We start from the raw sequence: 12,579 nt of genomic DNA, 5'->3' as shown, positions 1-12,579 counted from the left end.
CGGACAGGCTCCGGATGAAAGAAAGGACAGGACGATGACCACCATTGCTTTCACGAACGACAAGTCGCCATCGCAGGTACTGGGTTATGCCGGCGGCACCATTACCGTGCTGATCTGGGCGACATGGTTTCTTGTCACCCGCCACAGCGCCGCAACGCCCCTCGGCTCGATCGATATCGGGCTGATCCGCTTCGGAATTCCGGCGCTGGTGCTTTCGCCTGTCTGGCTGAAGACGGGACTGCTGCCGAAGGGCCTGCCGCTTCACCTGCTGGCGATCATGGTGTCCGGTTCGGGCGCTGTCTTCTTCCTGCTGACCACGCTGGCAATCCATTCCACGCCGGCGGCCTCTTCGGGGATTCTGCTCGGCGGCTCGATGCCGCTCGCCGCGGCGCTGATCGGGATTGCGCTGTTTCGCGAAAGACCTGACGGCACACGCATCGCCGGGCTTATCGCAATCGTTGCCGGCGTGCTGATCCTGCTCACGCGCAGCCTTGCAGACGCCTCGCTGCCATGGACGAGCTTCGTGCTGCTGCCGGCCGGCGCCATTCTCTGGGCAAGCTATACGCATGCCTTCCGCCGCTCCGGTCTGACCGCCGTACAGGCAAGCGCCCTGATCGCCGTCTGGTCCTTCCTGATCATGGGCGCGCTTGCCCTCGTCTTCGGCATCTCGCTGCCAGAGGCTACTCTCCCGGAGATCGGCCTGCAGGTGCTAAGCCAGGGCGTTCTTTCCGGCCTCGTCGCCATGGTCGCCTACGGCACCGCCGTCAGAACACTCGGCGGAACACAGGCTGCCGCCTTCACGGCGCTGACGCCGGTTCTCGCGACGCTTGGCGGCGGCTTGCTGCTTGGCGAAGCAATCGGCATGACGGAAATCAGCGCCGCCGTGATCACCGGCATCGGCGTGGCGCTGTCAACAGGTATCGCCACGCCACGCCGCTGAAATCCAGCCCCAACAGCAAATGGAAAGCCGCCTGCAGCCTTCGCTGCGGCGGCTTTTTCAATGGAGACGGCGTCCTTACCGAGTGTCGAACGGGCACTTCAGGCCTGGATAACGACGACCCTGGCGCCGACTTCGACGCGGCTATAGAGGTCGATCACATCGTGGTTCATCATACGGACACAGCCGCTCGACATGGCGAGACCAATCGATTGCGGCTGGTTGGTGCCATGAATGCGGAAATGCGTGTCGCCGCCGCCGCGGTAAAGATACATCGCCCGCGCGCCGAGCGGGTTGTTCGGGCCGCCCGGCATGCCGCCGGCGAGCTTGCGATAGCGCTCTTCGCGGCGCTGCATGTTTTCGGTGGGTGTCCAGCTCGGCCATTCGGCCTTGCGGCCGATATAGGCGTTGCCGGCAAAGGCCAGCCCCTCGCGGCCGACACCAACGCCATAACGTACTGCCCTGCCGCCGCCGAGGACGTAATAGGCGCGGCGCGCAGGTGTATCGACGATCACGGTGCCGGCAGCATGCGTGGTTTCGTAGGCCACTTCCTGGCGGCGGAGCTCCGGCTTGATCTTGTCGATCGGCACCTGCTTCAACGGGAATTTTTCGTCCGGAAGTGCGGCATAATTCGTCTGGCTGTTTAGACCGGTCGAAGAGCAGCCGGCCACGAAAAGCGGCAGAGCGATCAGAAAGCCCCGGCGGGAGATCGTCATGAATGTGTCCTTAGTGCGTCAACTTGATGTCGCAAGCTAAGGAAATTATGGTTAACGAACGGCTAACAGCCTCCGGCAGAAGGCGATCACGAAGGCGTCAGCACGCAAGAATTGTCGCGGTGGGGATAATCCGCCTCACATATTCGGATAGACGGGCCCCTCGCCGCCCTGCGGCGGTACCCAGTTGATGTTCTGGTTGGGATCCTTGATGTCGCAGGTCTTGCAGTGGACGCAGTTCTGGGCGTTGATGACGAAGACGTCCTTGCCATCCTTTTCCACCCATTCGTAGACGCCGGCCGGACAGTAGCGCGTCGACGGGCCGGCATAGATGTCATGCTCGGACGAGATCTGCAGCGCCATGTCCTTGACCTGCAGATGCACCGGCTGGTCTTCCTCGTGATTGGTGTTCGACAGGAACACCGAGGACAGGCGATCGAAGGTCAAGACGCCATCGGGTTTCGGATAGGCGATCGGCTTGTGCTGCGAGGCCGGCTCCAGCGATTGGGCATCGGTCTTGCCGTGCTTCAGCGTGCCGAAGACGGAAAAGCCGAGGAGCTGGTTCGTCCACATGTCGAAGCCGCCGAGCGCCACGCCGAGCGCGGTACCGAACTTCGACCACAGCGGCTTGACGTTGCGCACCCGCTTGAGGTCGCGGCCGATATCGCCCTTGCGCCATTCATTCTCGATCTCGATCACGTCGTCATGGCTGCGGCCTGATACAATCGCGGCGGCGATCTTTTCGGCCGCCAGCATGCCCGACAGCACCGCATTGTGGCTGCCCTTGATGCGCGGCACGTTGACGAGACCGGCCGAACAGCCGATCAGCGCCCCGCCGGGGAAGGAAAGCTTCGGCACCGACTGGTAGCCGCCCTCGGTGATGGCACGCGCCCCATAGGACAGGCGCTTGCCGCCCTCGAAGGTGGTGCGGATCGCCGGATGGGTCTTGAAGCGCTGGAATTCCTCGAAGGGATAGAGATAGGGGTTCTTGTAATTGAGGTGGACGACGAAGCCGACGGCCACCAGATTGTCTTCCAGGTGATAGAGGAAGGAGCCGCCGCCGGTCTTCATGCCGAGCGGCCAGCCGAAGGAGTGCTGCACCAGGCCCGGCCTGTGGTTCTCCGGCTTGACCTGCCAGAGCTCCTTGATGCCGATGCCGAACTTTTGCGGTTCACGGTCTTTCTGCAGATCGAACTTGGCAATCAGCTGCTTGGCGAGCGAGCCGCGCACGCCCTCGCCGATCAGCACATATTTGCCGAGCAGTTCCATGCCGCGGGTATAGTTCGGCCCGGGCTCGCCGTTCTTCTCGATGCCCATATCGCCCGTCGCAACACCGATGACGGCACCCTCGTCATTGTAGAGTACTTCGGTTGCAGCAAAACCGGGATAGATCTCGACGCCGAGTTCTTCGGCCTTGGTCGCCAGCCAGCGACAGACGAGCCCAAGCGAGACGATGTAGTTGCCGTGATTGTTCATCAGCGGCGGCATCAGCACATTCGGCAGGCGAACGGAGCCGGCCGGGCCGAGCAGCAGGAAGTGGTCGGCGGTGACCTTGGTCTTGAACGGATGATCGGCCTCATCGCGCCAGCCGGGCAGCAGCCGGTCGATGCCGATCGGATCGACCACGGCGCCCGAGAGGATATGCGCGCCGACTTCAGCGCCCTTCTCCAGCACGACGACCGAGAGTTCCGGATTGACCTGCTTCAGCCGGATCGCCGCCGCAAGACCGGCAGGACCGGCGCCGACGATCACAACGTCGAATTCCATGCTCTCGCGTTCGGGCAGCTCAGTCGTCTCGGTCATTCACTCGTCTCCGCTTGGCGGCACGCGGCCGTCATCCCCGTCAAGGCACTTTCTTGTCAAAACGAGAAAGCATTGTCGAGCCGGGATACGACAGCCAATCTTCCAATTCGCACAATGATAACGCCTCGCGCGGCAGAATTACATATCGTTTACGTCAACGTCAATTTTCAAGTGCCATCAAACCGCTGACATGCCCTTTCCTTTTCCGCCGCTTGCGCCTTATACATCGCTCAAAGCTATCGGAGAACAATTATGGATCTCGGCATCAAGGGCAAACGGGCACTCGTCCTCGCCTCCTCGCGCGGCCTCGGCCTCGGCATCGCCGTGGCGCTGGCGCGTGAGGGCGCAAACGTGCTGCTCTGCGGGCGCAGCGGCGACCAGCTGGAGGCCAATTGCAAAGCGATCAATGGCGAAGGTAAAGGCCGGGCCGACTGGATCTGGGCCGATCTCGGGGACGAACGCTTCGTCGAGATGGTGACGACGGCGGTAAAGGAAAAGTTCGGCGGGCTCGATATCCTGGTCAACAATACCGGCGGGCCGACACCCGGCACGACGGAGGACATGACGGGCGAAAAGCTCGAAATCTATTTCCTCTCCATGGTCGCGCGCGTGATCACGCTCACCAATGCGCTGCTGCCCGGCATGAAGGCGCAGGGCTGGGGCCGCATCCTGACGGTTGCCTCATCCGGCGTGATCGAACCGATCGCCAATCTGGCGTTGTCGAATACGCTGCGCCCTGCCCTTGCCGGCTGGAGCAAGACGCTTGCCTCCGAAGTGGCGGGCTTCGGCGTCACCACCAACCTGCTCCTGCCGGGCAGCATCCTGACGGCGCGGCTCGACGATCTCGACGGGGCTGCGGCAAAGCGGACCGGCAAGAGCCTCGAGGAGATCCGCACCGACAAGGAGGCGCGCATTCCGGTCGGCCGCTACGGCAGGGTCGAGGAATTCGCCGCAACCGCGGCCTTCCTGTGCAGCCAGCCGGCAAGCTATATCACCGGCTCGCTCATCCGCTGCGACGGCGGCGCGGCGCGGTCCGTCTGAGCATTCCCTCTCAGCCGACGCGGGCCGACGCCGCCCATGTCGCCACACTTCGGATCATCTGTTCGACGTTCGCCGGATCGTCCGCAAGTTCGGCGAGCTCGGACAGACGATGGAAGCCGGTCAGGATCGCAATGCGCCGCCGGTCGAGCCTGCGTCCGGTCAGCATTTCATAGGCCGATACGATGCGGGCGGTCAGATCGGGCGAGATGAAATTCGAGTAGATGAATTCCTGGTGCAACGGGCCAAAACCTGAATCGGCGAAATCATAAATGCCGTTCAGCCGCCTTTGCGCGTGGTCGAAGGCCATGTTCCAACCATGACCGTCGAAGAAGCCGTAGATGTTGCCATAGGGATCGGGCGGCAAGGCTTCGAAATCGAAAATGATCACCTGCGCAAAGCTCCGGATGTCAGGCGGCAGCAGCGCCAAAGCCTTTGTTCGCACCGTCTCGGGCGATTGCCATGGCTGGATCGCCCCGGCACCGGCCGACCGCATGCGATCGGCATCGAGCACATGCAGCTCGGCGTAAAAACGCGCGAGATCTTCCGCGAGGTGCTGACGATCGCTTTCGCCAAGCGCATCGTAATCTTCGACAATGAGATGTTCGCCGTCGAGCTTGGCATGGCTGGAGAAGATCGGCGGCCCGTCGTGAATGCGCATGTCGGGAACCGCCATCGACAGCGACGGCCGAACGATCTCGAGCAAGGCGGCTTCCTTCTGAAGCGCTCTTTCTGCGCCGAGATTGCGGGGAAACTTGAAGATCAGCGTGTCATCGACGTCGACGGCAAGCGAATCCCAGCCTTTTGCCGCCAGCTTGAAGACGGAGGCCGTGAGCTCAGGAAACACACTTGTTATGAGAGAGCGAAATTCGCTGGCGTCCAACTCAGTCATGACAACCTGCCTTCTCTAGTTTTTCCTCCCGGGCGACGGTCGGCTTACGGGCCGAAATCGTCGCCCCGCGAACCACCCTCGCCGCCGCCGTCAGACGGCACCGGCTACACTGGCTCTATATTAGTATAGTTTGAATATTACGGAATATTCATTACAAAAATTTAAGCCATTATAACCACTTAGTGATTACCCGCCGGGAATTATGTCTTTTTTGCGCCGCAATATAAGTGGCTCAATCGGGGCATAAAATTCGCAACCTTGCCCCCGCAACCTTGCCCAAAGTCCGGTATCGCCCATGAAGAAATTTTGGATCACCGTCAGCGTTATCGCAATTGCCGCCGTCGGCGTCTGGCAATTCGGGAATCTGGTCCCTAATGCCTCCCGCATTCCCTACCTCTCGCAGTTCATCAAGCAGCCGGCCGGCGGTAATGGCGGCGGGCAGCAGGCACAGGCCGATCAGGGGCAGGATGGTGGGCAACATCAGGGCGGCGGGCGCAGACGCGGTGGCGGCGGCCCGACCGTCGTTAAAACAGTCGCAGCCGTGAAAACGACACTGCCGATGGACGTGACGGCGACCGGCTGGGCCGATGCCGATGACAATACGACCATTGCCGCACAGGAACAGGGCCTGATCGTCAGCATCGATGCGCAGGACGGGGCGACCGTCAAAGCCGGCGACCTGATCGCCAAGCTGGACGATCGGACGGCCAAGGCGACGGTCGACAAGGACAATGCGATGATCGTGCGCGACGCGGCAACCCTTTCGGAAGCCGCGACCGCATTGACGCGTGCGCAGGATCTCTTCAACCAGAAGGCCGGCACCCAGCAGAGCCTCGACCAGGCAGTCGCCGCCCGCGATACCGCTGCAGCCACTGTTGACGCCGACAAGGCGTCGCTGGCCTCCGATCAGATCTTGCTCGAGCACACCGATATCCGCGCTCCCTTCGACGGCCGGCTCGGCGATATCGTTGTCAGCAAGGGGGCTTTCCTCAGTGCCGGGGCGGCAATCGTCACCATCGCGAAATACGATCCGATCTATGTGAAATTCCACCTGCAGGAACGCTATCTGCGGGAGCTGAAGAGTGCCTTGGCAGCCGGTCCGGTCGAGGTCAGCACCGCCCCCAATTCCACCAAGGGGCAAGTGCGAAAGGGCGAAATCAGCTTCTACGACAACACGGTCGATACGGCCTCGGGCACGATCCTCGCCAAGGCGAAATTCGAGAATGCCTCCGGTGCGCTCTGGCCCGGCCAGTCAGTCAACATCGTCGTGCATTTCAACAATGACGAACAGCAGGTGGTGGTGCCGACGGTTGCCGTCAGCCCCGGTCCGGAGGGATTCTTCGCCTTCGTCGCCAAGGACGGCAAATCGTATCTGACGGCCGTCACCGTTGCCCGTGCAAATGGCGGCTTCACCGCCATAGAATCGGGCCTTCAGGCAGGCGATCACGTCGTCGTCGAGGGCCAGGGCCAGCTCAGCGACCAGCAGGCGATCAACGAGCAATTCGACGAAAAGGCGCTTGATGTCGCCTCCGCCGAAGAGCCTCGGCAACAGCAGCCGTCCGAGACGATCGCGGTGGGAGCTCAGCAATGATCCCGAATTTTTGTATCCAGCGCCCCGTCGCGACGACGCTGCTTGCCATCGGCGTCATTCTGGCCGGTCTTGCCGGTTATCAGCTCGTGCCGGTCGCGGCCCTGCCGCAGGTCGATTTTCCCACGATCAACGTTTCGGCGCAGTTGAGTGGCGCCTCGCCGCAGACGATGGCAACCTCGGTTTCGACACCGCTGATCAAGCAGTTCGAGACCATTCCCGGGATCACCGAAATCAGCGCCTCCAGCTCGCTCGGCAGCACCAGCATCGTGCTGCAGTTCGACCTCAGTCGTAATATCGATGCGGCTGCAGCCGACGTGCAGGCGGCGATCTCGCATGCCACCCGGCAACTGCCCGACAATCTGACGACGCCGCCGAGTTATCGCAAGACAAACCCGGCCGATGCGCCCGTCATGCTGCTCTCGGTGCAGAGCAACACCATGCCGCGCAGCAAGCTTGACGACATCGCCGAGAACATCATCTCGCCGTCGCTTTCCACACTTCCCGGCGTCGCCCAGGTCAGCGTCTACGGTGCACAGACCTATGCCGTCCGCGTCGAGGTCGATCCCAACAAACTGCTGACCCGCGGCATCGGCATCGACACCGTCAACAAGGCGCTTGCTGCCGCCAACAGCCAGCAGCCCGTGGGAACACTGCAGAACAATTCGCAGAGCATGACCATCACGGCGAACACGCAGAGCACCAGCGCCGAGCAGTTCCGTTCGCTGGTCATTGCCAATCCGAACGGTGCGCCGATCCACCTCGGCGATATTGCCGACGTGCAGGACAGCGTCGAGAACCAGTATACCGGCAGCTGGTATGACGGCCAGCGTGGCATCATCCTCGCCATCCAGCGCCAGCCGGACGCCAACACCGTCGATGTCGTCGATGCGATCAACGCCAAGCTGCCGCAGCTTCACGCCGAAATCCCACCCTCGGTCAACACGGTCGTCATGAACGACGCCGCAAAGCCGATTCGCGATGCCATCTCCGATGTGAAGTTCACGCTGCTCCTGACGATCGGCCTCGTCGTTCTCGTCATCTACCTCTTTACCGGCCATGCGACCGCAACGATCATTCCCGGCCTTGCCGTTCCTCTGTCGCTGATCTCGACCTTCGGCATGATGTATGTGCTCGGCTATAGTATCGACAACATCTCGCTGCTCGGGCTAACGCTCGCGGTGGGGCTCGTGGTGGATGACGCCATCGTCATGCTCGAGAACATCCTGCGACATGTCGAGGAAGGCATGCCGGTGCGGGAAGCGGCGATCAAGGGTGCGGGCGAAGTCAGCTACACCATCATTTCCATGTCGGTTTCGCTGATCGCGGTCTTCATCCCGATCCTGCTGATGGGCGGTGTTGTCGGCCGCGTGTTCAACGAATTCGGCATGGTGGTCGCCATCGCCATCATCTCCTCGGCAATCGTCTCGCTAACCGTGACGCCGATGCTCGCCTCGCGCCTGTCGAACCACCAGAGCCGCCCGCCGCTCATCATCCGCATCTTCGATGCCGGCTTCGAACGGACGCTGCGCGGCTACGACAGGGCTGTCGGCTGGTGCCTTCGCCACCGCCCAACGATCCTCGGCGTTTTCCTCGCCTCGGTCGCGCTGACAATCTATTTCTTCATGACGCTGCCAACGAGCTTCTTCCCACAGGAGGATATCGGCCGCCTGACGATCAGCACGCAGGCCCGGCAGGACATTTCCTATTCCGCGATGTCGGCGCTGCAGCAGCAGGCGGCCGCCGTCGTGAAAGCGAACCCGGCGGTCAACCATGTGATGTCGACGATCGGCGGCAACCCCAACAAGCCGCAGAACAATGGCTCGATGTTCGTCGAACTCAAGGACAAGAAGCAGCGTGCGCCGCTTGACCAGACGCTGCGCGAACTGCGCACGGCGATCAACAAGATCCCCGGCTTGCAGGCCTTCGTGACGCCGAACCAGAGCCTGCGCTTCGGCGGCCGCCAGACCGCCAGCCAGTATCAGCTGGTCGTGCAGGCGCTGAACGTCGACCAGACCAACCTCTGGGCCGGCAAGATCCAGGCGGCGATGCGCAAGGACCGGCTGTTCACCGACGTGACCTCGGACGCCCAGAACAACGCCCTGCAGGCCAATATCGTCATCGATACCGAGCGGGCAGCCGCCTACGGGATCGACAACGACACGCTGCGCACGACGCTGCAGGAATCCTTCAGCGGATATTCCGCTGCGGAAATCCAGTCGACCGGCGACAGCTACGACGTCATCGTCGAATACGACACCAGCAAACCCTGGGACGACCAGAAGCTCTCGGAGATCCGTGTCGCCTCGGCCAATGGCAGCCTGGTGCCGCTTTCGAACTTCGCGCATGTCCAACGCACCACAGGCCCGGTCACCATCAACCAGACGGGCCAGCTGGTCTCGACCACCGTTTCCTTCAACCTGCCGGAAGGCGTCTCGCTCAGCGACGCCACGGCAGCGATCGACCAGATCAAGAAGGACATCAGCGTGCCGGCAGACGTCTTCACATCCTACGGCGGTACGGCGCAAATCTTCGAGCAATCGCAGGGCAATACGCCCTATCTGATCCTGGCGGCGGTGCTGACCATTTATGTCGTGCTCGGCGTGCTCTATGAAAGCTTCATCCACCCGCTCACCATCCTGTCCGGCCTTCCGGCCGCGGCATTCGGTGCGCTGCTGGCATTGAAGATCATGGGCTTCGACCTGTCGATCATCGCCCTGATCGGCCTCTTGATGCTGATCGGCATTGTCAAGAAGAACGCGATCATGATGATCGACGTGGCGGTGGAGACCATGCGCACGACGGGCGAGAAGGCGACGGCGGCGATCCACGAAGCCTGCGTGCGACGCTTCCGGCCGATCATGATGACGACCTTCTGTGCCCTGCTTGGCGCCCTGCCGATCGCGCTCGGCACCGGCGCAAGCTCGGAACTGCGTCAACCGCTCGGCATCGCCGTCGTCGGCGGCCTGATCGTCTCGCAGATGCTGACGCTCTTCATCACCCCGGTCATCTTCGTCGAGATGGACCGCTTCGGCAATTTCCTCGGCCGCCTGATCGGCCACAAGAAGGTCGAGGAGCCGGAGCTGCACGAGGCAAGGGCGATGGCCGCCGAATAACGGCGGACTGTTGAACCTTCATGGCTGATCTGCCCTGCGGCATCCTTCTTCTCCCTGGCGGGAGGAGAAGGATGCCTGCTCGACATATGCGCCTTCAATCCTCTTGAATGTGTCACGCCCCTGTGGCATCACCCGCCCTCCTGATTTCGGGGCGTGCTTACGCCCTTTCGCGGAGCGATGCTCCGTCTCCAATAACAATCGGCATGAAGAGGTGCGGGCATGGCTCAGGCGCTGGGTTTCGACTTCGGCACGACGAATACGGTTCTCGCCACGGCGGATGGCGGGGCGACGCGCTCGATGGCGTTCACGAGCACGGAGGGTACGGCCGACAGCATGCGCACGGCGCTTTCCTTCATGAAGGATGCCCAGCTCGGCGCATCGGCGCTGAAGGTGGAAGCCGGCCATGCGGCGATCCGCCAATTCATCGACAATCCCGGCGAATGTCGCTTCCTGCAGTCGATCAAGACCTTTGCGGCGAGCGCGCTGTTCCAGGGCACGCTGATCTTTGCCAAGCGGCATAATTTCGAGGATCTGATGGAGGTCTTCGTTCGGCGGCTGCGCAACTATGCCGGCGACAACTGGCCTTCGGATGTCAGCCGCATCGTCACCGGTCGGCCGGTGCATTTTGCCGGCGCCAGCCCCGATCCGGCGCTGGCGACCGAGCGCTACAATGAGGCGCTGTCGCGCTTCGGCTTTCCCGAAATCCACTATGTCTACGAGCCGGTCGCCGCCGCCTTCTATTTCGCGCAGAACCTGAAGCGGGATGCCACCGTGCTGGTCGCCGATTTCGGCGGCGGCACGACCGACTATTCGCTGATCCGTTTCGAGACCGTCGCCGGCAAGCTGACGGCAACGCCGATCGGCCATTCCGGCGTTGGCGTCGCCGGCGACCATTTCGACTACAGGATGATCGACAACATCGTCGCGCCGCTGATCGGCAAGGGCAGCCATTTCAAAAGCTTCGACAAGATCCTGGAAGTGCCGTCCAACTACTATTCCAGCTTCGGCCGCTGGAACCAGCTGTCGATCTTCAAGACGACGCGCGAATTCGAGGATCTGAAGAAGCTGGTGCGCACCAGCCTGGAACCGGAAAAGCTCGAAATCTTCATCGACCTCATCGACCACGACGAGGGCTACCCGCTTTATCAGGCGGTGTCGGCGACGAAGATGGCGCTCTCGGCATCCGAGGAGGCGCCTTTCGATTTCGCACCGCTCGGCCGCGGTGGACATCGCAGCATCAAGCGCAGCGACTTCGAAGGCTGGATCGCCGATGATCTTGCCCGCATCGAAGGCGCGCTCGACGACGTGCTCGACAAGACCGAGACGAAACCGTCGGAGATCGACAAGGTGTTCTTGACCGGCGGCACCTCTTTCGTGCCGGCGGTGCGCCGCATCTTCACCGAACGCTTCGAGCGCGATCGGATCGAAAGCGGCGGTGAACTGCTGTCGATCGCCCATGGCCTGGCGCTGATCGGCGAACGCGACGACATCGCGCAATGGACTGTGCAATAGAGGCAGACAAGGGCGGGCAATCGGCTGCCCGCCCTTTCAATGCCAGTGTCACTCCGCTAAGCTTGCCCACATGATCTCCGCCAACGACCTTTCCCCAGCCGAGCTCGCAGCGCTTCTGCATTTCCATGCCGATGCCGGCGTGGAATGGCTGCTGGAGGAAGAGGCGATCGACCGCTTCGCCGAGTTCGAGGCAATGAAGGCCGCCCGCCGCCCGGCGGCACAGGCGCAGCAGCAACGTCCCGCCGCTGGGGAACGCCCTGCCCCAGTTCAGTCACCGGCGCGCCCGAACACCGCAGCCCGCCCGGCATCTGCCGAACGCGCAGCGTCCGGTCCGCAACCGGCAATCCCGGATGGCGAGGCGGTGCAGCAGGCGCGCTTCGTCGCCGAAACCGCGCGATCGCTCGTCGAGCTCAAGACCGCGATCGAAACCTTCAACGGCTGCAACCTCAAGCACAGCGCCCGCTCGACCATCTTTGCCAGCGGCGATGCCGAAAGCGGGATCATGGTAATCGGCTCGGCGCCGAGCGCCGAAGACGATCGCGAGGGTTTGCCCTTCTCCGGAAAATCCGGTCAGCTGTTCGACAAGATGCTGGCGGCGATCGGGCTGACGCGCTCAACCATTCTGTTGACGCAGGTCATCCCCTGGCGGCCGCCTGGCAATCGTGCGCCCTCGGCGGCGGAAATGGACATCTGCCGACCCTTCATCGAGCGGCAGATCGCGCTTGCCGAACCGAAAGCGATCCTGCTGCTCGGCAATTTTTCGGCGCGTTTCTTCTTCGGCGAAAACGATACGATTCACGGCCTACGCGGCCGTTGGAAGGAGATTGCGGCTGCGGACTGTGTCATTCCTGCCATAGCCAGCCTGCATCCGCAGGATCTGTTAACCGCACCTGTAAACAAGCGGCTGGCCTGGAACGACCTGCTCGCCTTTCAAGCGAAGCTTAAGTCCCTCTCTTTGCTTAGAAATTAGCCAAAGTTGA

At 62.2% G+C, this 12,579-nt stretch carries 9 protein-coding genes; 6 read left to right on the top strand and 3 right to left on the bottom strand.

Annotated elements, in window-relative coordinates:
• Positions 1-34: 34 nt before the first annotated feature.
• Positions 35-940 (top strand): DMT family transporter, encoded by a 906-nt coding sequence (locus AC245Y_RS05550; RefSeq protein WP_012756736.1) that lies wholly within the window; start codon positions 35-37, stop codon positions 938-940.
• 98 nt (positions 941-1,038) lie between these two features.
• Here AC245Y_RS05550 and AC245Y_RS05545 read toward each other — a convergent pair whose 3' ends face one another.
• Positions 1,039-1,653 (bottom strand): L,D-transpeptidase, encoded by a 615-nt coding sequence (locus tag AC245Y_RS05545; protein WP_012756735.1) that lies wholly within the window; start codon positions 1,651-1,653, stop codon positions 1,039-1,041.
• A 135-nt stretch (positions 1,654-1,788) separates the two neighbouring features.
• Positions 1,789-3,453 (bottom strand): electron transfer flavoprotein-ubiquinone oxidoreductase, encoded by a 1,665-nt coding sequence (locus AC245Y_RS05540; RefSeq protein ID WP_017993464.1) that lies wholly within the window; start codon positions 3,451-3,453, stop codon positions 1,789-1,791.
• 252 nt (positions 3,454-3,705) lie between these two features.
• Here AC245Y_RS05540 and AC245Y_RS05535 point away from each other — a divergent pair, with 252 nt between their 5' ends.
• Positions 3,706-4,494 carry an SDR family oxidoreductase gene (locus tag AC245Y_RS05535; RefSeq protein ID WP_003557979.1) on the top strand — a complete coding sequence of 263 codons (789 nt, stop codon included), beginning with the start codon at positions 3,706-3,708 and terminating at the stop codon, positions 4,492-4,494.
• 10 nt (positions 4,495-4,504) lie between these two features.
• On the opposite strand, the gene AC245Y_RS05530 is transcribed toward AC245Y_RS05535, so the two are convergent.
• A complete protein-coding gene (locus AC245Y_RS05530) occupies positions 4,505-5,383 on the bottom strand; it encodes a phosphotransferase family protein (RefSeq protein ID WP_017993463.1) in 879 nt (292 codons plus the stop codon).
• A gap of 295 nt (positions 5,384-5,678) precedes the next feature.
• Between AC245Y_RS05530 and AC245Y_RS05525 the strand changes: the two genes are divergently transcribed.
• The 4 genes from AC245Y_RS05525 (at position 5,679) to AC245Y_RS05510 (ending at position 12,569) form a co-directional block, all read left to right on the top strand.
• Positions 5,679-6,974, top strand: coding sequence for an efflux RND transporter periplasmic adaptor subunit (locus AC245Y_RS05525; RefSeq protein WP_017993462.1), 1,296 nt, complete (start codon positions 5,679-5,681; stop codon positions 6,972-6,974).
• Positions 6,971-10,087: an efflux RND transporter permease subunit gene (locus AC245Y_RS05520; protein WP_012756730.1), complete on the top strand. Its 3,117-nt coding sequence runs from the start codon at positions 6,971-6,973 to the stop codon at positions 10,085-10,087. Before AC245Y_RS05525 ends, AC245Y_RS05520 begins: the two co-directional genes overlap by 4 nt.
• 219 nt (positions 10,088-10,306) lie before the next feature.
• Positions 10,307-11,599 (top strand): Hsp70 family protein, encoded by a 1,293-nt coding sequence (locus AC245Y_RS05515; protein WP_017993461.1) that lies wholly within the window; start codon positions 10,307-10,309, stop codon positions 11,597-11,599.
• 70 nt (positions 11,600-11,669) lie between these two features.
• On the top strand, positions 11,670-12,569 hold the full coding sequence (locus AC245Y_RS05510; RefSeq protein ID WP_017993460.1) for a uracil-DNA glycosylase: 900 nt from the start codon (positions 11,670-11,672) through the stop codon (positions 12,567-12,569).
• The last annotated feature ends 10 nt before the right edge of the window (positions 12,570-12,579 follow it).

Source organism: Rhizobium sp. SRDI943 (assembly GCF_057653695.1).
Note: the sequence above shows the minus strand (reverse complement) of the source record. Positions and strands in the feature narration are given on the sequence as shown.

Bases quoted from the DNA above. Each gene is read 5' to 3' on its own strand.
- AC245Y_RS05520 (WP_012756730.1), top strand. From the start codon at position 6,971: ATGATCCCGAATTTTTGTATCCAGCGCCCCGTCGCGACGACGCTGCTT.
- AC245Y_RS05540 (WP_017993464.1), bottom strand. From the start codon at position 3,453: ATGACCGAGACGACTGAGCTGCCCGAACGCGAGAGCATGGAATTCGAC.
- AC245Y_RS05535 (WP_003557979.1), top strand. From the start codon at position 3,706: ATGGATCTCGGCATCAAGGGCAAACGGGCACTCGTCCTCGCCTCCTCG.
- AC245Y_RS05550 (WP_012756736.1), top strand. From the start codon at position 35: ATGACCACCATTGCTTTCACGAACGACAAGTCGCCATCGCAGGTACTG.
- AC245Y_RS05515 (WP_017993461.1), top strand. From the start codon at position 10,307: ATGGCTCAGGCGCTGGGTTTCGACTTCGGCACGACGAATACGGTTCTC.
- AC245Y_RS05525 (WP_017993462.1), top strand. From the start codon at position 5,679: ATGAAGAAATTTTGGATCACCGTCAGCGTTATCGCAATTGCCGCCGTC.
- AC245Y_RS05510 (WP_017993460.1), top strand. From the start codon at position 11,670: ATGATCTCCGCCAACGACCTTTCCCCAGCCGAGCTCGCAGCGCTTCTG.
- AC245Y_RS05530 (WP_017993463.1), bottom strand. From the start codon at position 5,383: ATGACTGAGTTGGACGCCAGCGAATTTCGCTCTCTCATAACAAGTGTG.
- AC245Y_RS05545 (WP_012756735.1), bottom strand. From the start codon at position 1,653: ATGACGATCTCCCGCCGGGGCTTTCTGATCGCTCTGCCGCTTTTCGTG.